Annotated in this window: 20 protein-coding genes; 8 read left to right on the forward strand and 12 right to left on the reverse strand. The window is 51.0% G+C overall.

Annotation, left to right across the window (positions count from 1 at the left end):
- Nucleotides 1-97 precede the first annotated feature (97 nt).
- The 7 genes from CODIS_RS19230 to CODIS_RS19260 form a co-directional block, all read right to left on the reverse strand.
- Nucleotides 98-3,004 carry a proline dehydrogenase family protein gene (locus CODIS_RS19230; protein ID WP_069128281.1) on the reverse strand — a complete coding sequence of 969 codons (2,907 nt, stop codon included), beginning with the start codon at nucleotides 3,002-3,004 and terminating at the stop codon, nucleotides 98-100.
- A 152-nt stretch (nucleotides 3,005-3,156) separates the two neighbouring features.
- Nucleotides 3,157-3,579: a nickel-responsive transcriptional regulator NikR gene (gene nikR, locus CODIS_RS19235; RefSeq protein ID WP_069128282.1), complete on the reverse strand. Its 423-nt coding sequence runs from the start codon at nucleotides 3,577-3,579 to the stop codon at nucleotides 3,157-3,159.
- An 8-nt stretch (nucleotides 3,580-3,587) separates the two neighbouring features.
- Nucleotides 3,588-4,364: an energy-coupling factor ABC transporter ATP-binding protein gene (locus tag CODIS_RS19240; protein WP_069128283.1), complete on the reverse strand. Its 777-nt coding sequence runs from the start codon at nucleotides 4,362-4,364 to the stop codon at nucleotides 3,588-3,590.
- Nucleotides 4,357-4,908 carry an energy-coupling factor transporter transmembrane component T family protein gene (locus tag CODIS_RS19245; RefSeq protein WP_069128284.1) on the reverse strand — a complete coding sequence of 184 codons (552 nt, stop codon included), beginning with the start codon at nucleotides 4,906-4,908 and terminating at the stop codon, nucleotides 4,357-4,359. Before CODIS_RS19245 ends, CODIS_RS19240 begins: the two co-directional genes overlap by 8 nt.
- Complete coding sequence (locus tag CODIS_RS19250) at nucleotides 4,905-5,546, reverse strand: energy-coupling factor ABC transporter permease (protein WP_069128305.1); 642 nt, start codon at nucleotides 5,544-5,546, stop codon at nucleotides 4,905-4,907. Before CODIS_RS19250 ends, CODIS_RS19245 begins: the two co-directional genes overlap by 4 nt.
- 28 nt (nucleotides 5,547-5,574) lie before the next feature.
- Nucleotides 5,575-6,018, reverse strand: coding sequence for a hypothetical protein (locus CODIS_RS19255; protein WP_069128306.1), 444 nt, complete (start codon nucleotides 6,016-6,018; stop codon nucleotides 5,575-5,577).
- A 75-nt stretch (nucleotides 6,019-6,093) separates the two neighbouring features.
- Nucleotides 6,094-6,798, reverse strand: coding sequence for a DNA alkylation repair protein (locus tag CODIS_RS19260; RefSeq protein WP_069128285.1), 705 nt, complete (start codon nucleotides 6,796-6,798; stop codon nucleotides 6,094-6,096).
- 180 nt (nucleotides 6,799-6,978) lie between these two features.
- On the opposite strand from CODIS_RS19260, the gene CODIS_RS19265 reads away from it, so the two are divergent.
- On the forward strand, nucleotides 6,979-7,194 hold the full coding sequence (locus CODIS_RS19265) for a YgaP-like transmembrane domain (RefSeq protein WP_305782132.1): 216 nt from the start codon (nucleotides 6,979-6,981) through the stop codon (nucleotides 7,192-7,194).
- Nucleotides 7,195-7,219: 25 nt separating this feature from the next.
- Here CODIS_RS19265 and CODIS_RS19270 read toward each other — a convergent pair whose 3' ends face one another.
- Complete coding sequence (locus tag CODIS_RS19270) at nucleotides 7,220-7,669, reverse strand: YaiI/YqxD family protein (protein WP_069128286.1); 450 nt, start codon at nucleotides 7,667-7,669, stop codon at nucleotides 7,220-7,222.
- A gap of 121 nt (nucleotides 7,670-7,790) precedes the next feature.
- On the opposite strand from CODIS_RS19270, the gene CODIS_RS19275 reads away from it, so the two are divergent.
- The gene (locus CODIS_RS19275; protein WP_069128287.1) at nucleotides 7,791-9,506 is read left to right on the forward strand and encodes a DEAD/DEAH box helicase; all 1,716 of its coding nucleotides are present in this window, start codon (nucleotides 7,791-7,793) and stop codon (nucleotides 9,504-9,506) included.
- Between the two features lie 358 nt (nucleotides 9,507-9,864).
- A complete protein-coding gene (locus CODIS_RS19280) occupies nucleotides 9,865-11,283 on the forward strand; it encodes a DEAD/DEAH box helicase (protein ID WP_069128288.1) in 1,419 nt (472 codons plus the stop codon).
- 58 nt (nucleotides 11,284-11,341) lie between these two features.
- On the opposite strand, the gene CODIS_RS19285 is transcribed toward CODIS_RS19280, so the two are convergent.
- Nucleotides 11,342-14,563 (reverse strand): EAL domain-containing protein, encoded by a 3,222-nt coding sequence (locus CODIS_RS19285; RefSeq protein ID WP_154723212.1) that lies wholly within the window; start codon nucleotides 14,561-14,563, stop codon nucleotides 11,342-11,344.
- Between the two features lie 506 nt (nucleotides 14,564-15,069).
- On the opposite strand from CODIS_RS19285, the gene CODIS_RS19290 reads away from it, so the two are divergent.
- Nucleotides 15,070-15,279, forward strand: coding sequence for a cold-shock protein (locus CODIS_RS19290; RefSeq protein WP_069128290.1), 210 nt, complete (start codon nucleotides 15,070-15,072; stop codon nucleotides 15,277-15,279).
- A gap of 121 nt (nucleotides 15,280-15,400) precedes the next feature.
- Nucleotides 15,401-15,667: an RNA recognition motif domain-containing protein gene (locus CODIS_RS19295; RefSeq protein ID WP_069128291.1), complete on the forward strand. Its 267-nt coding sequence runs from the start codon at nucleotides 15,401-15,403 to the stop codon at nucleotides 15,665-15,667.
- Between the two features lie 71 nt (nucleotides 15,668-15,738).
- Here CODIS_RS19295 and CODIS_RS19300 read toward each other — a convergent pair whose 3' ends face one another.
- The 3 genes from CODIS_RS19300 to CODIS_RS19310 all read right to left on the reverse strand — a co-directional run bounded on the left by CODIS_RS19300 (nucleotide 15,739) and on the right by CODIS_RS19310 (nucleotide 18,711).
- Nucleotides 15,739-16,893 (reverse strand): cytochrome-c peroxidase, encoded by a 1,155-nt coding sequence (locus tag CODIS_RS19300; protein WP_069128292.1) that lies wholly within the window; start codon nucleotides 16,891-16,893, stop codon nucleotides 15,739-15,741.
- 223 nt (nucleotides 16,894-17,116) lie between these two features.
- Nucleotides 17,117-17,851 (reverse strand): OmpA/MotB family protein, encoded by a 735-nt coding sequence (locus CODIS_RS19305; protein ID WP_162420295.1) that lies wholly within the window; start codon nucleotides 17,849-17,851, stop codon nucleotides 17,117-17,119.
- Nucleotides 17,852-17,892: 41 nt separating this feature from the next.
- Nucleotides 17,893-18,711, reverse strand: a complete 819-nt coding sequence (locus CODIS_RS19310) for a motility protein A (protein WP_069128294.1) — start codon at nucleotides 18,709-18,711, stop codon at nucleotides 17,893-17,895.
- Nucleotides 18,712-18,884: 173 nt separating this feature from the next.
- Between CODIS_RS19310 and CODIS_RS19315 the strand changes: the two genes are divergently transcribed.
- The 3 genes from CODIS_RS19315 (at nucleotide 18,885) to CODIS_RS19325 (ending at nucleotide 21,966) form a co-directional block, all read left to right on the forward strand.
- Nucleotides 18,885-19,295 carry a DUF3617 domain-containing protein gene (locus tag CODIS_RS19315; protein WP_069128295.1) on the forward strand — a complete coding sequence of 137 codons (411 nt, stop codon included), beginning with the start codon at nucleotides 18,885-18,887 and terminating at the stop codon, nucleotides 19,293-19,295.
- Between the two features lie 244 nt (nucleotides 19,296-19,539).
- Nucleotides 19,540-20,304, forward strand: coding sequence for a c-type cytochrome (locus CODIS_RS19320; protein WP_069128296.1), 765 nt, complete (start codon nucleotides 19,540-19,542; stop codon nucleotides 20,302-20,304).
- A 75-nt stretch (nucleotides 20,305-20,379) separates the two neighbouring features.
- A complete protein-coding gene (locus tag CODIS_RS19325; protein ID WP_069128297.1) occupies nucleotides 20,380-21,966 on the forward strand; it encodes a SulP family inorganic anion transporter in 1,587 nt (528 codons plus the stop codon).
- Nucleotides 21,967-21,969 lie beyond the last annotated feature (3 nt).

The raw sequence follows: 21,969 nt of genomic DNA on the forward strand, positions 1-21,969 counted from the left end.
AGTGCCCTTGGGGTGCGCCTTGATTGGCGCTTTTTCAGGCACAACAGGGCGCATTGGATTAGTGTTAACAGGCCCTAAATTCATTGCAAAACCCGGATTAATCTCCAATAGCCGGATTTGCGGGGGCAAAACCTCTCCGCAATGTGTTCTCGGTTACATTTCTAGCCTGCAGAAATTGCAGCAGGTAGTCGGGACCACCCGCCTTGAAACCCATCCCACTCAACTTGAAACCACCGAAAGGCTGTCGGTGGACCATAGCGCGTGTAATTTTGCGATTGATATAGAGATTTCCCACAGCAAACTCCCGTTTTGCCTGTACCAAATGGGATGGCAGACGGGAGTAGACCCCTCCGGTTAGCGCATAGGCGGTGCTGTTCGCAATACGCAGGGCGTCCTCGAAATCTGTCGCGCGCATCACCGCCAACACCGGCCCGAATATCTCCTCTTGTGCCAACGGTGACTCCTCTTCCACATCGGTGAAGATAACCGGTGCCAGATAGTGGGCATGATTCGATTTCGAGGCTCCGATGTAGTGTGGGTGCGCCGTGATCCTGGCCTCCTCGATACGTTGCTGAATGCGCTGTTTTGCCTCGGCACTGATCATTGGGCCGACCCTGTTGCGAGGCTCCGCTGGATCACCGACAGAGAGGCTGCGTGTCGCCTCAGTCAGACGGTATACGAATCTGTCATGGATCGAGTCCAGGCATATCACCCTGGAACAGGCACTGCATTTCTGCCCCTGATAACCGAAGGCGGAGTCGATAACTCCTGTAACAGCATCGTCGAGATCGGCATCTGCATCGATAATGATCGCATTCTTGCCACCCATCTCGGCAATCAGGCGCTTGATATGGCGCTGCCCCTCTATGGATTGTGACATCAGATGATGGAGATGCAGACCCACCTCCCTTGAACCGGTAAAGGCAACAAAATGGGTGCGTGGGTCGCGTACCAGTGCTTCACCTATTTCAGCCCCACTCCCAGGGAGACAGGTCACAACACCCTCGGGGAGTCCTATTTGCTGCAGCAGCCGACAAAAGTGCCAGGCAACCACGGGCGTCTGTGATGCGGGCTTGAGGATCACACAATTACCACAGGCTATGGCGGCCGATAACATGCCAACCGGAATAGCCAGTGGAAAATTCCAGGGTGGAAGCACCACACCAACACCCATGGGTTGGTAGGTTAGCCAATTCTCCTCCCCCGGCAGGGATGAGTTTTGCCCCCTGTCGAGGGCTCGTGCACGTTCCGCATAGTAGTGAAGAAAGTCGATCGCCTCCGCCACATCCGCATCCGCCTCTGTCCACCCCTTTCCCGCTTCTTTCACCTCCCATGCGGCAAACCGGTCACGCTGACCGGCCAATGCACCGGCAATACGATCCAGGTAGTCCGCCCGTTCGCTGAAACACCTCGCCCGCCAGTCGCTGCAGGCTGACTGGGCCTGCCTGATCGCCATTTCAGCATCATCAGCGCCGGCACTGACAACCCTGCCGACCAGTTGCGTCGTATCGGCGGGATTGGTGGAGTCGATGACATGCTCCTCCAAAGCAATGTGGCCCGCTAACATCAGCGGGTAGGTTTTACCCAGCTCGCTCTCCACCGCCTCGAGTGCAGAAACAAAATCCTCACGCTCTGAAAATTGAGTGAATCGATGCAAAGGCTGATTGGTAAATCCTTTCAGGGTCGTCGATTCCTCCGCATCGCCTGTCTGGGGAGGCTGTAGTATCCGGGTGATATCCAGTTTCGGCATCAGGGGTAGAATCGATTGATCCGAAGAGTTCTCCAGTAGGCGCCTTACCAGATAGGCAATACCCTGCAGTAACTCACCAATCGGCAGATAGAGGCGCAAAGTCAACTCTCGATCGGTTATCAGGGGTTCCAATGCGCCCGACATTCCATGCAGCATTTGAAACTCGTACTCGTCCCGACCTCTGCCCGTCTTCTCTGCCAGTGATATGGCACAGGCAATGCTACGCAGGTTATGGGTAGCCACTGCCGGCCTGATCAGCGGTGATTCAAAAAGCCGGACCAGGGAGCGTTCATAGCAGGCATCGGTTTCGCCTTTGGTGGGCCAAACAGGTACCGGCCATCCCTGCTGTCTTGCAACCACGGTTTCCATATCCCAGTAGGCGCCACGCACCAAACGCACCATAATGGGTGTGCCCCTTAGTTCGACCCAAGCTAAGAGCTCGTCCAGATCACTATCCGCATCACGTAGATAGGCCTGGATGGCTATCCCCATACCTTTCCATTGGCGCAACGACTCCTCCATGGCCAACCGTTTGAACAGTTGCAGGATAATCGCTTTATAGTCGTACTGCTCCATATCGAGGGTAAGCGTGAGTCCCGCCGTCATGGCGGCATGGCAGATGGGTTTCAAACGCTCGGCCAATTGAATGATACTTCCTTCACTGTCAACGGCCGAAATCTGTGAATAGAGAGAAGAGACCTTTATCGAGAGGTTCAAGTCTGTGTCCCTATCAGAGGCTTTGCTAACTTCGGAAGCCCTGGCAATCAAGTCGAGATAGGCCTGCTGATAGCCCAGGGCTTCCGCCTCACTCACAGTCGCTTCACCCAGCATATCCAGGCTTGCGCGAATCCCTCTTCCATGCAGCTTTGCCACACAACCCAGTATGCCGTCAGCGTCCTCGGCGGCGATAAAACGCTGCGCAACCCGCCGTACTGCAGTGCGGATGACCGGTGCCAGCATTGTCGGTAGTGCCGGAGATGTGCTGCGCCTGATCCCCCAGGCCAGCAGTGGCGGCAGACGACTACCTTCGAGTACTGAGAAATATTCCCTGAAATGGTTCACAAGTTGTGCGTCGTCGGTCAGCACCGGTACGGTGTCGACGAAGCGAAGACCTTGCAGGCGAAACTGATCGTCAGCCAGCAATTGGGCAAGCAATCGATCGATCCATCCTCGAGGGTGGGTATCGGACCTCGACTGCATCTCGGCCCACATCTGATGACCAATGGTTTGAATACGCTCTTCCAGCTCCCTCACCCGAACCCCCCGTTGAAAAATTATTCAACCGCCTGATAAATACAATAGAAGAAATAATCGGAGGGGGTAAGATGTTGTGCCACGCATCAATAACTCGCCTTTCGAGCCATTGATAACCAATTAAAGCGACTGGCCCTGGTACCCTGATTGATTCACATTGCCGGTATCGAGGCTCGGGTCAATTTGGAGAATCTGACGCCTCGCATACCGCCTATCCTGGTGACCAGCTGTTCTATTTCATCGGGTTTTCCCCGTACAATAATGGTTTCCAGACAGTGATGGTGATCAAGATGCACATGGGTTGTGCAGAGAACATTGATATAGCTGTGGTGCTGGATATGGTTGATCTTCTCGGTCAAGCCACGTTGATGATGGTCGTAGCTGATGGTCAATACACCGAACACATCCTCATGCTCGCCGGCCCAGCGCTCCTCCACCAGTTTTTCTCTTATCATATCCCGTACCAGCTCTGAACGGGATGCATAGCCCTGATCGGTATAGCGTTTATCCAGTTCTTTCAGTAGACCTTCCGGCAGTGAAACAGTGACACGGGCAAGTTCTTTGGAATCTGTCATGGCTTCATCTACTCCCAGTCGTGTACATGTGGGTGGGAATGGCTGATTGCACCGTGCCGATGCTGATGACGATGCACCAGGTTGGCTTGCTGCAACAATTCCATATCCGCCAAAGCCTGTTTGACCGGGCCGTCAAAACAGAGCGTGCCCCGCTCATCCATGATAAGGCAGCGCTCGCCCAATTCAGCAGCCATGCTTAAATTGTGGGTCGTGATAATCACTGTCGCCTCAGTGGCAAGTAGATAATCGACCACCCAGCCACTGCTGCGGGGATCGAGATTGGCAATCGGTTCATCAAGCAGCAGGCACGCCGGTTCCAGAACCAGTAGCGCGGCCAACGCCACTTTCTTTTTCTCACCGCCTGACAAGCTATAAGGAGCCTTTTCCAGTAACGGTTGAAGACCCAAACGCCCAGCCCATTCCTGAATCAGCTTATCACTGTCGGGAATACCCAATTGGCGGGGGCCATAGCCTATCTCATCGGCAACCGTGGGATTGAACAACATCGCCTCCGGATGTTGGAACAGCAATACCATTTCCCGCCGGAATCGATTGGCCCATGGGCCGCTGCGTACAAGCTGCCTGGTCACTGGATCACCCCTGTAGCGATAGTCTCCCGAGGTTGCAAACAGAAGACCGTTAAGCAGCTTGAGCAGGGTTGTCTTACCACATCCGTTGGCACCCAACACCACTAACTTCTCTCCCGTCTCCACCCGCAGGGACAGATCCTTGAATACAGCAGGACCCTCAGGCCAGTTGAATCCGATACGATCCAGTTCAATCATTGAATACGCCTCTTGAACGCATCGCCTGGCCGATCTCTGTTGCGGCATGATGGGATTGCTCCACTACCGCTTCCGTCTGCACCACAGCGAGCCTGGACCGATCACGCCAGCTCGGTCTTTTCAGACATCGGCTCTCAAACGCCGCGCGATAATCATTGATGATGCGGCTCATCAGACGAATCTGACCTGCAGCCAAGGTGGTTAAAAACGTTAGTGTGGGCGAGAATCTCAATGCATTGGCGAAATTAATCCTGGCGCTCAGCCAAAATCCCAGCATCACCAGCAACAACACACGAACGTTGATCAATATCAGATACTCGACACGGAACTCATCCCGCAGCAGGGCGATTATCAGATATCCAAGGGAGACAGCTGTGTTGAACAGCAGCATGGAGAGGAGCGCCTTACGTAGCAGACGCCAACGTAGCGAACCCGAAAACAGAATCACCACAACCAGGCCGATCAATAGATACAACGGTTGATGTATCAGCGTCACCCCAACCACGGTAAGCAGATAGAGCAATATCCAACCTAAATCCCTCATGCCAACCACCCCCTTGTCTTGGCATAGCGCCAGACAGCCAGGGTAAGCAGCGCCTCCACCCCGCCAATTATCAGATGAGGCAGCAGGATTGCAGGCACCGCCACCTCAGGGCCGAATGGAAAAAACAGGGGGGTACCGTCATCCCGATGGGCGATGGCCGGCTGAATCCCCAATACCAACGCTATCAGCAAAGCGGGTATCACCACTGCTAGAAATGTCCCTGCGGCTAGAAATGGCAGGGGATTTCGCTCACCTCGCAAACCCATGCATAGGGTCATCACTGCTGCACCGACAAGTCCGACCGCGAATGCATTCACCGGCAGGGCCGTAATCCCCCCCGCGCCGAACAGCAGTGCCTGCAGCAAGAGCACCAGGCTGTACGCCAAAAAAGCCAGCCTTACACCAAACAGCATCGCCAGCATGGCGATTCCCACCAGATGTCCCGTGCTTCCCCCCGGTAGAGGCAACATGACCATTCCAATGACGTAGGCCAATGCGGTAATCACCGCCAAACGGGGTATGATCTCTTCATCGAGCCGCTGTTTAAGGCCCCGCGCCGCCCACAACCAGGCTCCGCCTGTCACCACATAGGCCGACAGATAGAACTGTGGTGCAATGAAACCGTCGGGTATATGCATATTCAGCAGATGCAATGTATTGAATGCGTCACCGTCTCTTACGCTTCACAAACAACATCATCACTCCAAATCCACTCAGCAGGATACCAATACCCAAAATCAGTTTGGTGAAGTCCGAATAGGTTTGGCCAGTATGAGAGTGTGATGTCGCACCTGGAGCCAATTCGAAGACGGTATCGATACCGTGCCCGTCCTCGCTGAAGACCCTTAACCGCCACTCCCGGACATCCCCGGGAATGAACACAACCCTACCCAATGCATCGCTCTTTCCGGATTGATAGGGTGCGTTTCCACCGTCTGCAGCGAGTTCGTATTCAACATCGGCCAGGGGAGTGTCGTCGCTATGTTGAAGCCAGATAACACCCGCCTCCTGCCGCTCTATTTTCAAACTCACCCCATGGGAGAGGCAGGAAGGCGCATAAACCAGCAGGACAAGCAGCAAGAAAGAGCGGAATTGAGTCGTAACGGCCATCGTATGAAGAATATAATAAATTTCATACACATTATGGCATATCGTCTCATTTAATGCATTTTATACGGCGTACGATCAAATCTGGCCATTCAGATAGGCTTTGCGCTGCTTTTGCAGAAACTTCTCGATGGCGTAACGAAGCATGGTACGGGGCATACTCTGGTAGTGCTCGTGAAGAAATGTCTGCTCAACCGATAGATCACGATTTCCCACCTCCCGCAACATCCAGCCAACCGCCTTGTGTATCAAGTCATGAGTATCATCCAACAATTGACGCGATATCCTTAAGGTATCCTCATACTGTTGTTTTTTAATGAAATGCAGGGTTGAGATAATGGCGATACGACGCTCCCAAAGGCTTTCTGACCCGGCCAAGTTGTGCAATATGCGCCTATCTCTATTTTCGAGGTGTACCCCAACTATATGGTAGGCACTGCTGTCTACCAGATCCCAATTATTGATATATCGTGTATTGTTCAAGTAATGTTGAAAGATTGTTTCCCTCTCTTCATCACTACCGCTTTGATATTTCAATACCATGATCAACAGCGCACAGAGACGCTCTTCATGATATCCGGAGCGCAACAATTGAAGGAGTTGCTTGATGGGTATGTTGCGGTGTTGTCGGGCATGTTGCCGGAGAACGGGTACTCGGATACCCAGAAAGCGATCCCCCTCACCATATTCACCCTTACCGGTTTTGAAGAAGCGTTGAGAGTGTTCCGCTATTAAAGGATCCGCTGAGCTGCGTAACGATTCACGCAAGTGTTTGGCGTTCATGGCTCACCCATGCATTGGTTCATTGGCAATCAGCGACATTGTAAGGAACATATCAATTTATGATTCATGATAGGACGGCCGATTTTATGAAAACAATTGTTAATCAGCGATAAGGTACAATCAATACACATAGAGGTTATGGTAGGCTTTTAATAATGATTATTATCGGGAGCAACACATATGGATTTACTGAAAAAGAATGTCGGTAAAGTCGACCGTGTCGTCCGCATCATTATTGGTATCTTGCTGATCGGAAATATCTTCTATGGATTGCAAAGCCCGGTCGGCTGGATTGGGCTTATTCTGCTGCTGACCGGCCTATTCGCCACCTGCCCACTCTATTCCGCACTCAGCCTCGATACACGTTCAACCAGCGAAAAGGTCGGCTTGAAATAGTCTTGCAGGCCACCAGACCGCCTGCTCAACAAGCCAGCAAGCGGTCAAGCTGATTGGCAAATGCCTGCCTGTCTGCCTGGCTGAGGGCTGCCGGTCCACCTGTTTGAATGCCACTGCCACGCAATGTATCCATGAAATCACGCATATTCAGGCGCTGGCGGATGTTCTCCTCGGTATAGAGATCCCCGCGCGGGCTTAATGCCAGACACCCTTTCGGTATCACTTCGGCCGCCAAGGGGATATCTGCCGTTATCACCAGATGGCCCGGCTGCGCCCGTTGTACAATGTAGTTATCGGCAATATCGAAACCGGCCCCCACCTGGACCGTGCGGATATAGCGGGAACCCGGCACCTGCAATGGCTGATTGGCAACTAGAATCAACGCTATCCTTACCCGCTCAGCAGCACGGTAAAGAATCTCCTTGATCACCTTCGGACAGGCATCGGCATCGACCCAAATCTGTTCAATCTTCATTTATAACGCCATTTAACCCGGTTATTTTAAATAAGCTATTGTAATCACTAGGTGAAACATTATACTGCTCCGCCCGGCCTTGCCTATGGCCATATCGCTTCGCCCCACCAGGAATCCCCCAATGTCCGACACCAACGCCCTCCACTCCAGTTTCCGTGATTTAAACCTGCCCAAGCCTTTATTGAAGGCACTTGACGAGGTCGGCTACGAAACACCTTCGCCAATTCAGGCTCAGACCATACCCTATATGTTGGAAGGCCGGGATCTGTTGGGACACGCACCGACGGGAACCGGCAAGACAGCTGCTTTCGCCCTGCCCCTGCTATCCAGACTCGACACCAAACAACACAACGTCCAGGTACTGGTCCTTACACCTACCCGGGAGTTGGCGATTCAGGTAGCCGAGGCCTTTCAACGTTATGCGGCACACATCAAGGGGTTTCATGTACTGCCGGTGTACGGCGGTCAGGACTATTCTGGTCAAATCAGGCAGTTAAAAAGAGGGGTGCACGTGGTTGTCGGCACTCCGGGACGGGTGATGGACCACATGCGCAAGGGGACGCTTAAACTGGACAGATTGCAAGCTCTGGTGCTGGATGAAGCGGATGAGATGTTGCGCATGGGCTTTATCGATGACGTGGAGTGGATTCTGGAACAGGTCCCGGAAGTGCATCAGACAGCCCTTTTCTCGGCAACCATGCCGAAAGAGATCCAACACATTGCCCGTCACCACCTCAACAATCCCTGCGAGATCGCGATCAAGACGCGAACCGCGACTGCAGATACCATTCGACAACGCTATTGGCAGGTCAGCGGTCTGCACAAACTCGATGCACTAACCCGCATCCTGGAGGTGGAGACCTTCGACGCCATCATCATATTTGTACGCACCAAGACCGCCACCAGTGAACTGGCTGAGCGCCTGGAAGCCAGGGGTTATGCCGCCGCCGCATTGAATGGAGACATGGTGCAGAAGCAACGGGAACAGATGGTCGAGCGCCTGAAGCGTGGCTCTCTCGATATCCTGGTTGCTACAGACGTAGCCGCGCGTGGCCTCGATGTTGAGCGGATCAGCCATGTCATAAATTACGACATCCCCCATGACACCGAGGCCTATATCCATCGCATCGGACGTACCGGGCGCGCCGGACGTATCGGTGACGCCATTCTTTTTGTTGCCCCCCGCGAACGTCGCATGCTCAAAGCCATAGAGAGGGCAACCAGACAAAAAATCGCATCCCTCGAACTACCGACCACCGAGATGGTGAACAACAAGCGTATCGCCAATTTTAAACAGCGCATCAGCGATACCATTGCAACAGGAGAACTGGAATTCATGCAAAGCCTGCTGGAGCAGTTTCAGCAGGAGCACGATGTACCTGCACTCGAGATCGCCGCCGCGCTGGCCAAGCTGTCGATGGGTGATCAATCATTATTGCTGAAACCGGAAAGGGAGAGGCCAGCCCGGCGTGATACAGAGTCGAAGTCACAGCGGGGGAAAAATGAGAAACGTCAGCGCAAACCACAAACCCGTCCCGCAAATGGTATGGAGCGATTTCGCATCGATGTAGGGCATCAACACCAGGTCAAACCCGGCAATATCGTTGGTGCAATCGCAAATGAAGCGGGGCTTGATGCTCAGTATATCGGGCATATCGATATCCATGATGACTTCAGCCTCGTCGATCTACCGGTCGGGATACCGAAAGATATTTATCAGGATCTGAAAAGGGCTTGGGTCTGCGGCCAACGCTTGAACATCAGCAGATTGGAGCAGCCGAAAATGGGTAAAAAAGGCCCCCGCAAGGTGAAAAAACGAAACAAATCTGATCGGTGACGATTTTTCTGGTATAGTGCGCGGCTTCGGGGCGATTGACCGGTTAGCGCCCACTAGGATAATCCGCTCGTCGAAATACCTTGAGCCGTTCGCCTCTCCCACATCAGGGAAAGCGCTTCCCGCTTATTGACAGCTATCTTTTCCAGCCCGGACCGGCTCCCGCCAGCATTGCTGTCGCGGGGAGGGCAAGACTGGAGTAACAAATAGATTCAGATTCACAACCCGACACAGGACTTCCGGTGCGGGGCCAAAGGGTTGAGCAAGCAACTCCCCTTTTGGAAATCCAACAAATTAATCAAGTAACCGGTTCATGCCCTCTGCTGAAATGGAGTAATAGCTGGTTACGGAGTACTATCCCATGTCATTTGAAAATCTCGGCCTGTCGGCCGAACTTCTGCGCGCCATTCACGATCAGGGTTACACCGAACCCACACCGATTCAGCGCAAGGCGATCCCCGTCATTCTCACAGGCAGGGATGTCATGGCCGGCGCCCAGACCGGTACAGGCAAGACCGCAGGCTTCACCTTACCCCTGTTACAGCGGCTGGCAAAACAACCTTCGCATAACGGTCAACGACCTGTTCGGGCTTTGGTACTGACACCAACCCGGGAACTGGCAGCCCAGGTTGGCGACAGCGTCCAAACCTATGGCCGCCATACGTCTTTGCGCTCTGCGGTTATCTTCGGCGGCGTCAAGATCAACCCTCAGATCGATAAATTACGCCGTGGTGTTGATATCCTGATCGCCACGCCGGGCAGGCTACTGGACCATGCCGGTCAGCAGACAGTGGATCTTTCCCAAATTGAAATATTGGTGCTGGATGAAGCCGATCGCATGTTGGACATGGGTTTTATCCATGACATCCGCAAAGTACTGGCATTGCTGCCCGACAACAACAAACGTCAGAATCTCCTCTTCTCCGCCACATTTTCCAGTGATATCAAAAAACTGGCTGACCGCTTGCTGGAGCATCCCGAATTGATAGAGGTCGCGCGTAGAAACACCACCGCCGAAAAGATCGAACAGGTGGTTCATCCGGTGGACAAACGGCGTAAGCGAGAGATGTTGAGCCATATGATCGGATCGCAAAACTGGCGACAAGTGTTGGTATTCACACGCACCAAACATGGCGCTAACCGTCTGGCGCAACAACTGGAGAAGGACGGCCTTAGCGCATCGGCAATTCACGGCAATAAAAGTCAGGGTGCGCGCACCCGGGCACTGGCCGGTTTCAAAAACGGAGAGATACGTGTACTGGTAGCCACCGATATAGCCGCACGTGGCTTGGATATCGACCAGCTGCCTCATGTTGTAAACTACGAGTTACCCAATGTCCCTGAGGACTATGTCCACCGTATCGGACGTACCGGGAGGGCCGGAAATGAAGGGGAAGCCATATCTCTCGTATGCGTGGATGAACACAAGCTGTTACAGGATATAGAACGACTTTTGAAACGAAAGATTCCGGAAATAGTTGTTGAAGGCTACGAACCGGATCCCAACATCAAAGCCGAGCCCATTCAGAAACGCGCAAATGGTCATGATCGTAAACAAAACAGAAAACCGAACGGCAATAAAAACCGCGTAAACACAAACAAGAAGCGATCCGTCACCAAAACCCGACAATCAGATACCCGAATTGACGCAGAAAAGCAGTCCTGTACAAAAGCCACACACAAACACAAGCGCAGCAAACAGAATGAAAGTCAATCATCGACACATCGACATTCACGGGTAAAACGAAGCAAGGAGATAGCCGCATTACTGGGTGGCTGATATGTTAGGGCCTGTTAACACTCATCCAATCGGCCCTAGTAGCGGTGGTAGCTATTCACTAATCTATCTTATAATCGTAGGTCAGGTCGGTTAGATAGGTTTTTTCAAATTGCTCCAGGGGTACGGGTCTACTGAAATAATAGCCCTGAAAAACAGTACATCCATACTCTAAAAGTACGTTTCGTATCTCCTGTGTTTCAACGCCTTCCGCCACAACCTCCAGATGTAACTGTTTGGCCAGATTGAGAATAGTCTCCACCAATGTGGCATCATTCGGGTCGGTGAGTATATCCCGGACGAAGGAGCGGTCAATCTTAATCTCACTGATCGGCAGGCTTTTCAAATAAGCCAACGATGAATAGCCGGTTCCAAAATCGTCAATGGAGAATCTGACACCGAAATCCTTTAGTTCCTTCATCTTCTCGACAGTCTCGCCGATGTTGCCGATAAGCATACTTTCAGTCAGTTCAAGTGTCAGATTTTCCGGGTCATTGCCACTATCCTTCACGGCCGTTCTGATTGTATCGACAAAATTCTTTTTTCGAAACTGCATGGCACTGACATTAATCGATATGCGTGGAACCCTGTGTGCAGGGTACTGCCGCATCCATTTCAACTGCGCCGATAGCGATTCACGCAGTACAAATTCACTGATCGGTTCTATCAGGCCACTCTCTTCAGCCAATGGAATGAAGTTGTCCGGTAACACTAAAGTATTGCCACACATGCACCAACGCACAAGACTTTCGGCACCAACCATTTGTCCGTCCCGGTCAATCTGCGGTTGGAAGTAGACCAGAAATTCCCTCTTATCGACTGCCTGATGCAACTGCTCCAATAACCTTAATCGGGCTTCAACCTTCTGTTGCATTTCAGGTGAGAAAAACTTGATCGTATTGCGGCCGGCCTCTTTTGCCTGGTACATGGCAGTATCCGCTTTTCTCAGTACGTCATCAGCCGTCTCATTATCTGTGGGAAAGATTGTGATACCAATACTGGCACTGGTTCTTATATCATGCTTTTCTATATCATAGGGAATGGCAATAGCCTGCAACAGTTTGCCGGCGATAACCTGTGCGTTGTTGATAGCTGTCTCTATATCCTCATTGGTTTCAGATAACAGGACAACAAATTCGTCACCCCCCAAGCGTGCCACGGTGTCTTCACTTCGTACGGAATCCTGCATACGGACAGCCAGCTGCTGCAACAAGCTATCGCCGACCGTATGTCCGAGGGTATCGTTAATATGTTTGAAGTGGTCCAGATCGATAAAGATCACAATGCCCAGTTTATTATGACGCAAACAGCGTGAAACGGTTTGAGACAAGCGATCCACAAGTGTCCGTCGATTGGGCAGACTGGTGAGAATATCATTGGTAGCCTGAAACTTTATCAACTCCTCATCAGCGTGCTGTTTGGTTACATCCTCAGCCATCAGTATGTAGCCATTTAGAATCTTGGATTCATCCCAGATAGGCGAGATTCTGGCATCAATATATTGTTTACCGCCATCAATTTTACGTTGCAAAGAGAAACGAAATTCACCCTCTTCCCTGGCTGATTGTAACGCTTTGAACATCTGCTCATCAGCCACACTGCCCTCTCCGCCGTGAAAGAAGTGAATATCTTTACCTTCCAGCTCGTCAGGTTCCAGACCGAATATCTGAGCGGCAGTTTGATTGTAATAGGTAATATTCAGATCATTGTCAGTCGCAATAAAACCAATTTTAATCGATGCACTTAATATGCTATTGAGATAAGTGGTTTTTTCACGCAACCCCCGTTCAGCACTTCGCCACTCGGTTATATCATGCCATACACAAAACAGTGCACTTTTGCCTTCGAAAGGTATTCGCGTCAGTGAGACCTCTATGAGTAGCGGTTTACCGTCTTTTTTCAGATGCTGCCATTCGAATCGATGATAGCCATTCATATAGGCCTGTTCCATCATGTCGTCGGCTTTGCTCACAGATAGTTGCCCATCAGGCTGCTTTTCGGGGGACAAACTGGATGGATGTACCTGTTGTATTTCATCTGCACTGCCATATCCCAACGTCCGAATTGCCGCATCATTGGCCAGAACGAACTTGTCGCTTTGAATCACCAGCATTGGGTCTTCGGAAAGCTCAAACAATAAACGATATTTCTCTTCGCTTTCTCGAAGCATTCGTCCTTGATGAAGAAGCTGGGTTGACTGTAATCGCAGTTTTCGATTCTTACGCGAGGTTACCAGGCTATAAAAAATCAGTGTTGCAACCAATGCAATTGCAAGAAAGACAAGAATCGACAATATCGCATTACGATTATCCTGATAAAAACTGATGCTGGGGTGGAGGATCTTGGCCTTACTGTGGATGTAGTCTGGTAATTCCAGCTTTAAGGATTCCAGAACCCTATGATCAATTACATATTCATTGGGACTGTCGGTAACAGGCAATATTGAACTGATGGGTTGGCCGCCTAGATAATCGTGCATCAGAGCGGCGGCAGTCGATCCTTGTGCACGGCCACTGGTGACATAGCCACCCAGCACACCCTCTAAGAGATAAGCATCTTCCATGCTGATAACGACATCCGCGTTGGATGATGTTATACGTGAAATTGTCTGATGGAGATTGAGTATCTCGCCTTGACTATTCTGTAATGCACCTAAGGTAGTGAGTAGGACTACCGGCCTTTCAATCTGAGTCAAGCGACTCAATATGGTGTCCAGTCGATTATCCGCCAGATAGGTAATCTTCATCCGTGGTCGCGTCGCCATCTCCTGATGTATTTCACGTTCGATGGCCTGGTAGGTATTTGAATCGTCACCAAGCACCACGATATGGCTTACATCGCCAAATAGAGCATCCAGTAAATCCAGATTGGGCCCAATCTCTTTTTTTTCGAAAACGCCGGTGACTCTGCTTTTGTCAAGCTTGGATTGGATCGAATAATCGTTGACTCCGGAGAAGAATAACGGTGTGTCAGGAAACAGTGCGGAGAGCTCATCTATACCAAAACTCAAACCGTTGTCATCTGTGACATACAGTACATCCGGACTGAAATCATGGTATTTCCGCTTCAGATAATCGGCAAATAAATCTGCATAATCCTCATCATAGTGAATGCGTTTAGTATCCAGATATTCTGTTTTTATCGTGGGTTGTAGGGTTAATCCCTGTTTTAGCCTTTCGACAAAACCTTCATGTTGCCCCTTGGTCCAGGGATATTCTTGGCTGTAGGCGTGTACAATCAGTACTCTTACGGTATCTGAGGCAGGGGTCTGTGAAGCAGGCATCAACAGTGCCGCAATAATCAATACGAAAATGCTTAACTTATTGATATATATAGAAAACACACAGATTCTTGAACAGTCTGTAAAATTATCGATTTAGCCAGTCAATTTTCCCACATCCATATTCAATTCACTATTCTTATCGTTCCTGTCTTGGCCCAATCATCGACTTTGATTGTGAGCAGCTACCTAATGTACAAGCTAGCAACCCTAAAATAATCTTTTATTACAATATGTTACACACCACAGCTACCCATTCGCCACAAATACAAGCTGGTACCATTCATTCGGTGGCAGCTACTCGGTGAATAATTTTTGTTGTTTGCATTTCTTTACCGGGAGAAGTATCGTGGGTGGTCTGCATGATCTTTGACCTGCCTATAACGCCTCAAATTCGCTGTCTCACTACAGATGCAACCGAATCGAGCAACATAGTGCCTGCCAAGATTCGTGGGGATGGTCCGCTTATTGAGGCGGGCATATTTGCAATTCATTGAGGTAATTTACTAATGTCAGAAAGACAGATCGGAACCGTTAAATGGTTCGACAGCGGAAAGGGTTATGGTTTTATCGAACGTGAAAACGGCAAGGATCTTTTCGTCCATTTTCGCGCTATTGCCGGTGAAGGACACCGTTCTCTGGAGGATGGTCAAAAAGTGGAATTTACCGAGGTCGAGGGTAAGAAGGGTCCGCAGGCAGATAACGTAGTTCCCCTGTAACCATTCGTTCTTCCCCGTTGCCACTCACCTTGGCATCCTGTCATATTTGCGAACCAACGGGCGATATCCGTACAGGGATGCACGGATTGGTGTTCCATCACACTTACTTAGGAATAGGTCAATGATTACCCTATCGGTTCGCGGTCTTCCCAGATCGACCACAGAAGAGAGTTTGACAGCACTCTTTACAGAATATGGTGTAGTGCGTTCTCTTAAAATAGCCAAGGATCTCTTCAGCGGTGACTGTAGGGGTTTCGCCACCATCGATATGGAGGGTCACGAAGCCCGGGCCGCAATGGCTGCACTTGATGGTAGCGATCTTGGCGGCAGTACAATTCGCGTAGGCCCGGACAGACCTAAAAAAGGAAAAAACAGAAAACGCCGCTGAGCACCTCGACTTGCGGGTCGATGCTGCATTTGCCTCTCATTTGATTGCCGGGATAGATGTGGCAACAGACCCTAAAAGTAACCGTCGGTCAAGGTTTTCATGAAATTGACCAGATCAGCACGATCCTGATCGGACAATCCCAGGCCGACAAAAGTGCCCGCATTCATTTCAGCCGCGATGTTGTCGTCATTCATTTCCGGCGTGATAAACAGGTTTGCTACCTGAATATCATAATGCAGCACCGTCTCTTCCAGCGTGGCGTAGACACCATTGTGCATATAGGGTGCCGTCAACTCCACATTGCGCAGGGTGGGAACCTTGAATTTACCCCGTTCACCTGCCCTGTCTGACGCAGCAATCGCACTGCTGGCTCCGAGGCCGATATCGATAAAAGAGTTGTCAGCCAGATAGGCGGGGTTATTCAGGTTTATCGGTGTTCCGATATTGTAGTAGCGAAAGTTTGTAAACAGGGATGTTTCAGGTGTATCACCGACTGTATGACAGTTTGCACATTTAGTCACCTCGGCATCCATGAACAGATCAAACCCACGCTGTTCCGATGCAGTCATGGTGTAGCTGCCCATCAGGTAAGCGTCAAACTTCGAACTGAATCTGTTGACCTCTGAAGAAGCTTCAAATGCCGCGATCGCGGTTGCAATGTTGTGATAGGCCATCGTTGTATCATTAAACGCATCCGTACCGAATACAGCGATGAAGTCCGAAGAGTAGTCAGAGTTTTGTACCTTTGCGACAACCTCGGCCTCGGACGTGTTATTCATTTCGACCGGGTTGAGGAAGGGCCCCTTGGCCTGTTCAACCAGGTCAACGGCACGCCCATCGAGAAACTGCCCACCCTGGTAATTGGAGTTTGTCTCCGGTGTCTGATCCTGATCCGCAACTTCTCCAAAGGATGGAGCGAAAGAGGCGTAGGCAGCGGTGGGTGCATTGCGATCACCAAATTCACCGCCTACGGATCCCTCCGAAACCGGGGATGTAACGCTGACACGAGGATCGGCGAAGCCGTTGTCCGGATCGTGGCAGGTGCCACATGACTGGTTGCTGCCACTGGAGAGATTGGTATCAAAAAACAGCCTCTTTCCCAACTCAGCCATGGATATAGTCGATGTGTTCGAGTTATCACTATTCCCGCCACCGCCACCACCGCCGCCACATGAAACGGTCAAGCATCCAATCAATACAGCAATGCCGGCTCTAAAAAATCCCATGGCTCTTCTACTCCAAAAAATCGCATAAATACCAAATAGCTTGACAAAGAATCGAATATTCCAGGGATGTTTGAACTTGATATCGATCAAAAAACTGGGAACTAGGCCTGAGCGACGGACAAGAATGGGGAGTGCATCACATCAAATTATGAGTATAGGAATTTAAAGATGCCTCATCCATTCAGGATTCAGCTTGTATGAGACTCGAACAAACGTCTAACGGCTATTTCAAGAACTCCACGCGCAGATTGACACGGCGATTCTCGGCACGACCATTGGGATTTGAATTATCCGCAACAGGATGAGCATCCGCATAGCTGACCGATCGCAGATGTTTCGGCGCAAATCCCTGGTCCAACAGAAAACGGGTCACTGCATTGGCGCGGGCTGCCGCCAGTTCCCAATTCGACTGAAACCTGCCACCCAAAATCGGCCTGTCATCGGTATGCCCTTCCACGGCAATATCCGCCTTGCCAATCTCCTGCAGTGTCACAGCGAGCCTTTTCAGTACGGGCTGGGCCTCGGCAAGCAACTCCGCCTTGCCTGAATCGAAAAGGATCACATCGGCGATCTCCAGGGAAATCCCCTTGTCCCGTTGTACAACCTTAACCTCGTCCTGGAAACGATCCTCTATCGCCGCAACCAGACGAGTTTCGGCATCAATGGTCGGGGTCGGTACGGATTCAACGTCAGTTTGAATCGACGGTTGTGGTTGTTGTACTTCAATAGTCGGCTCGTCGCTGGGAACGGCCTCATAGCTCGCCGCCATCCGGCTATCTTCATTGGTAGTCTGGAGATGCTGTACTGCCATCTGTCCCAATAACACAACCAACATAGCCAGGATGACGCTCAGCACATCCACATAGGTCAGTAGCCATCCGCCATCGTTCTCTTCAATCTCCCAGGCATACCAGGTAGTGCCGTCCAGTGATTCCTCCCTGGCTGCTTTATCGAACATCTGATTTCTTCCACTGTTGACGGTCATCGGTAGTCATATCCTCAGGCCGCATGCTGGTTGGGATTTGCGATCAACTGCAACTCGTGAGCCGCCTGCCGCATATCCTGCCTGGCGTTTACCTCATCCATCATTTCCCTGATCAGTTCAGCATGTTGCCGGTCGCACAGCATCATGACTGCCTGGAGATGTGCGACGCGACGTGTAATCAACTGCCTGCCGCGTTGCTCCAGTTTGCTGGCCAAGGGTTTGAACACCAGATTGGCCAATACCAGGCCATACACTGTGGTCAACATGGCGAAACCCATGGCCGCACCGATTGAGGCCAGATTTCCGGACCCCAACCCGAATAACATCTGCACCAAACCAAGCAATGTCCCAAGCATGCCGAATGCCGGTGCATAGCCTCCCATGGCCCGCAACATCTCGGCAGGGCGGCGCAAGTGATCCCGGTCTTCGGCAATCTGGCGCTGCAGCGTAAGCGTGACCTGGTCACGGGGAAAACCGTCCAAGATCAGTTGTGTCCCCCGGCGCAGCAGCGGTTCTGAGATCTGTTGAGTGACCGCTTCAGCCGGCCGAATTTCGCCGCGGCGGAAGTAATTTGCCGCCTGCAGAAAACGTCTGAAGCCCTCTTCTTCGTCTTCCGTGTTGACTGAGGGACGACGAAAATCGGCAATCAGCTCCCAAAGCGTCAATACGGAATTGAAGGAGTGGCTCATGATGGCTGTCAGTAATGTACCGCCTACAACCAGGAAAAGACCTGAAATAATCGCTATCAACCCGGAACCCGGGGCTAACAGCTGTATACTCACAGAACCCAGTACGGAGAGTGATAGCAACCCAATCCAAAGCTGAATAACCAATGCTGTTCTCCTGTTGAATATGCCCTTACCCAGTCCAACAGCAAATTGCAGGCCAAGTTTTACTTCGGAGCATTGTTGCCTTGTGAATCAGATCTCGTCATCGGCGTTCGAAACGCGATAGATTATCTGCCAGCTATTCCTGCTAACAGTTTCCAGTCTCATTGGATCTACCGATGAATTTCAGAACTATTGCTATCTCGCTCTCTTTTTTCCTGTTTCTCTCAAAGGTCAGCGACGCATCTGAGATCAATATGAATCCGGGAAAGTGGCAGTGGACAGCGGTGCTGAATATGCCCGGCATGCCGATACAGCTGCCACCCACTTCCTATACAACCTGCATCACCAGGGCCGATTTCGTACCTAAGGAGAGTCAATTGGGAAAGGCTTGTGAAAATATCGAGCTCACCACAGAGGGGGATAAGGTGTCGTGGAATATCAGCTGCACCAAAGCGGCAGGTGTAACCAGAAGCCATGGAAGTATCACCTACCATGGTGATAGCGCCGAAGGTGTAATCAATATAGATGTGGAAGGTGTGCAAGTGAGTTCAAAGACCATTGGAAAGCGCTTAGGACCCTGTGATTAGAGTCATAAGGGTGAACTACACCAGACTCTGAAGCTTATATCTAAAAAAACCACTTTAATTATGGTAAATTTCTCCCACTCACCTGCCGTCTGCCAGGCTGCAGGTCACTTGGACACAGGTTCTAACATACCATGTATCTGTTATTTAGAATGTTTATAACACATTGAATAGCAAAAACATTATTTTACCGCGACTGGTTCGTCAGGTATTTGAATCCGGCCGATTTCCACACCCATTTATACTTATGTTTGGGCTGCTCGCTATCGAGCCTTTAACAGCAGGCACCCCCGTCCCGATCGAAGAGTTACTCAAGCGGAGTTACCTGGACGATTACCATAGCAATGTTGTTTTCGGCTATCGCATCATCACTGAAACCGAACGCTTTGGCGCCCGTTATTCCGGCAACCAATTACGTTGCAGTAACTGCCACCTCAACGCCGGACGGAAACCGGATGCCATTCCCCTCAATGTTGCCGGTATGTACCCGAAATGGCGCAGTAAGAACGGGCGTCGGAATGGTATAGGACTGCGTATCCGTGAGTGTTTCGTCTATAGCCTGGATGGCATCATGCCTCCGGAGGACTCGCCGGAGATATTGGCTGTGGCGGCCTACATCTCCCATATCTCCTATGGTGAAATGATAGGCGAGGCACCACCGGGACGCGGGGTACCCACCCTGCCCGACACAGGCTATGACCCGAATCCAGCCAATGGCAAGGCCATCTATGACAGTAAGTGTGCCCTATGCCACGGCAGTGACGGCCATGGCATTCCAGGTATACCGCCGTTGTGGGGAATGGATGCATACAATAAAGGTGCCGGCATGGCCAATACCAAAAAGGCGGCCGGATTCATCTGGGCGAACATGCCCCTCGGACAGGAGCGTTCCCTGACCCATCAGGATGCCCTGGATGTATCGGCCTACATCAACATGCAGATCCGGCCGGGCGATCCCCGGCGAAGTAAAATGTTGAAACTCTTTGAATCCATCTCCGGACTGGTGGAGTAGATTGAGCTGCCGGAATAGACACGAGGTCAAACCATGGAACTTTGGGCCTGCTGACACTCAGCCAATGATAATGATATGAGATATCTGCGACTGTTGTCGGAGTTAATTCCATGGAGGCCGTCTCAAGCTGGAGAGCTGAAGCTAACCACAGAGGCGTTTGCCGCTGTTGTCGCAGCCATATTGGTTATACCCCAAGGTATCACCTTCGCCTACCTGGCAGGACTACCGCCTGAATATGGCATCTATACGTCGATTTTCGTAACCCTCTTCGCCAGTCTTTTCGGCACCAGTTCAATGTTGGGTGGACCAAACACCGCGGTTGCCGTATTGATCGGCATAACGGCAGCGCCTTTCGCAGGTCGTGGCAGCCCGCTCTATATCGATTATGTGATTCTGCTCACCCTGATGGTTGGGCTGATTCAACTATCAATCTGGTTACTCAGGGGCGGTAAATATTTTCAATACCTAAGCCCCGCAGCCATAACCGGCATCACTGTCGGCGTAGGTATCATCCTCATCCTCTCATCTCTCGACGGTATGCTGGGGCTTACCCCATCAGAGACCCTTTTCTTCTTCGAAAAACTCTTTGTCATGGCTGATGATTGGCAGGCTCTGATCAATCCCTACAGCTTTACCATCGGTATCACAACTGTGATTGCTGGAATTATCGCAAAAATCAGGTATCCCCGGTATGCAATCCTGATTGCCATGTTTGTCGGCTATGCCACAGGCCTGCTTGTGATGGGTATATTCACTCAAGTCGATACGGAAATAGAATTGCTTGGACATATCCCCTTTCAGGCCTTGCCTCTCTCAAGCCCGAAGATGGATCTCGAGTATCTGCTGGTGGGATTGGCCATGTTGCCCAATGCCATTACCATAGCGCTTATCGGACTGGCCCAGTCAATGGTGATCATCAAACACCTGCGCAGTGACACCGATCAGTCGATCAACCTGGATAAGGAGGTATTCGCTCAGGGTATCGCCAATACCCTCGCTGCCTTCTTTTCGAGCTTTGCAGGTTCCGGCAGTTTTAACCGAACAGCCTTGAATCTGTCGTTGGGGGCAGCAACACCCCTGGCCGGCATAGTCTCGGCATTTATCGTTTTCATTCTGATTGATACCCTAGGCACCCTGCTCAGCTATCTGCCGATGCCGGTTATTGCCGGCACATTGATGTTGGTGGGTATAGGTATGATCAAACCCGGAGAGATCGCCCGTCTGTTTTCCTGGACCGGCGAGCTGTCGGTCTTTGTCACAACATTGTTCGGCATAGTATTTCTCGGCCTGCAAACCGGTCTGATCATTGCATTTATACTGTCGCTGATCCTGTTTGTTCTATCCGCTTCAAAACTTGATATTAATATTAAGCAAGATGACAAATCGGTTCAGATCCGCGTCGAAGGCCATCTGTTTTACGCCTCAATCGATCAATTGAGCAGTCTGCTCAAGCGCCATCGATACGATAGCGTGCTTCTTGACTTGAGCGTGGTCTCCTATATGGATCTTTCCGCCACTGAAGCCCTGGCGAAGGATCTGCAAAACCGGGACACCCGGGAAACAACCTTTGTTATAGTCCTGACATCGCGGAAACTGCTTGATCATTTCCAGCAGCGTTTAGAGGGTATGCCGGTAGAGTTTGTCTATCAGCCATCAACTTAGGCC

The sequence above is a fragment of the Candidatus Thiodiazotropha endolucinida genome (assembly GCF_001715975.1).
Lineage (GTDB): Bacteria > Pseudomonadota > Gammaproteobacteria > Chromatiales > Chromatiaceae > Thiodiazotropha > Thiodiazotropha endolucinida.

Excerpts from the sequence above, each read along its gene's own strand:
- nikR (WP_069128282.1), bottom strand. The coding sequence starts at position 3,579 with ATGACAGATTCCAAAGAACTTGCCCGTGTCACTGTTTCACTGCCGGAA.
- CODIS_RS19240 (WP_069128283.1), bottom strand. The coding sequence starts at position 4,364 with ATGATTGAACTGGATCGTATCGGATTCAACTGGCCTGAGGGTCCTGCT.
- CODIS_RS19245 (WP_069128284.1), bottom strand. The coding sequence starts at position 4,908 with ATGAGGGATTTAGGTTGGATATTGCTCTATCTGCTTACCGTGGTTGGG.
- CODIS_RS19250 (WP_069128305.1), bottom strand. The coding sequence starts at position 5,546 with ATGCATATACCCGACGGTTTCATTGCACCACAGTTCTATCTGTCGGCC.
- CODIS_RS19255 (WP_069128306.1), bottom strand. The coding sequence starts at position 6,018 with ATGGCCGTTACGACTCAATTCCGCTCTTTCTTGCTGCTTGTCCTGCTG.
- CODIS_RS19260 (WP_069128285.1), bottom strand. The coding sequence starts at position 6,798 with ATGAACGCCAAACACTTGCGTGAATCGTTACGCAGCTCAGCGGATCCT.
- CODIS_RS19265 (WP_305782132.1), top strand. The coding sequence starts at position 6,979 with ATGGATTTACTGAAAAAGAATGTCGGTAAAGTCGACCGTGTCGTCCGC.
- CODIS_RS19270 (WP_069128286.1), bottom strand. The coding sequence starts at position 7,669 with ATGAAGATTGAACAGATTTGGGTCGATGCCGATGCCTGTCCGAAGGTG.
- CODIS_RS19275 (WP_069128287.1), top strand. The coding sequence starts at position 7,791 with ATGTCCGACACCAACGCCCTCCACTCCAGTTTCCGTGATTTAAACCTG.
- CODIS_RS19280 (WP_069128288.1), top strand. The coding sequence starts at position 9,865 with ATGTCATTTGAAAATCTCGGCCTGTCGGCCGAACTTCTGCGCGCCATT.
- CODIS_RS19285 (WP_154723212.1), bottom strand. The coding sequence starts at position 14,563 with ATGCCTGCTTCACAGACCCCTGCCTCAGATACCGTAAGAGTACTGATT.
- CODIS_RS19290 (WP_069128290.1), top strand. The coding sequence starts at position 15,070 with ATGTCAGAAAGACAGATCGGAACCGTTAAATGGTTCGACAGCGGAAAG.
- CODIS_RS19295 (WP_069128291.1), top strand. The coding sequence starts at position 15,401 with ATGATTACCCTATCGGTTCGCGGTCTTCCCAGATCGACCACAGAAGAG.
- CODIS_RS19300 (WP_069128292.1), bottom strand. The coding sequence starts at position 16,893 with ATGGGATTTTTTAGAGCCGGCATTGCTGTATTGATTGGATGCTTGACC.
- CODIS_RS19305 (WP_162420295.1), bottom strand. The coding sequence starts at position 17,851 with ATGTTCGATAAAGCAGCCAGGGAGGAATCACTGGACGGCACTACCTGG.
- CODIS_RS19315 (WP_069128295.1), top strand. The coding sequence starts at position 18,885 with ATGAATTTCAGAACTATTGCTATCTCGCTCTCTTTTTTCCTGTTTCTC.
- CODIS_RS19320 (WP_069128296.1), top strand. The coding sequence starts at position 19,540 with ATGTTTGGGCTGCTCGCTATCGAGCCTTTAACAGCAGGCACCCCCGTC.
- CODIS_RS19325 (WP_069128297.1), top strand. The coding sequence starts at position 20,380 with ATGAGATATCTGCGACTGTTGTCGGAGTTAATTCCATGGAGGCCGTCT.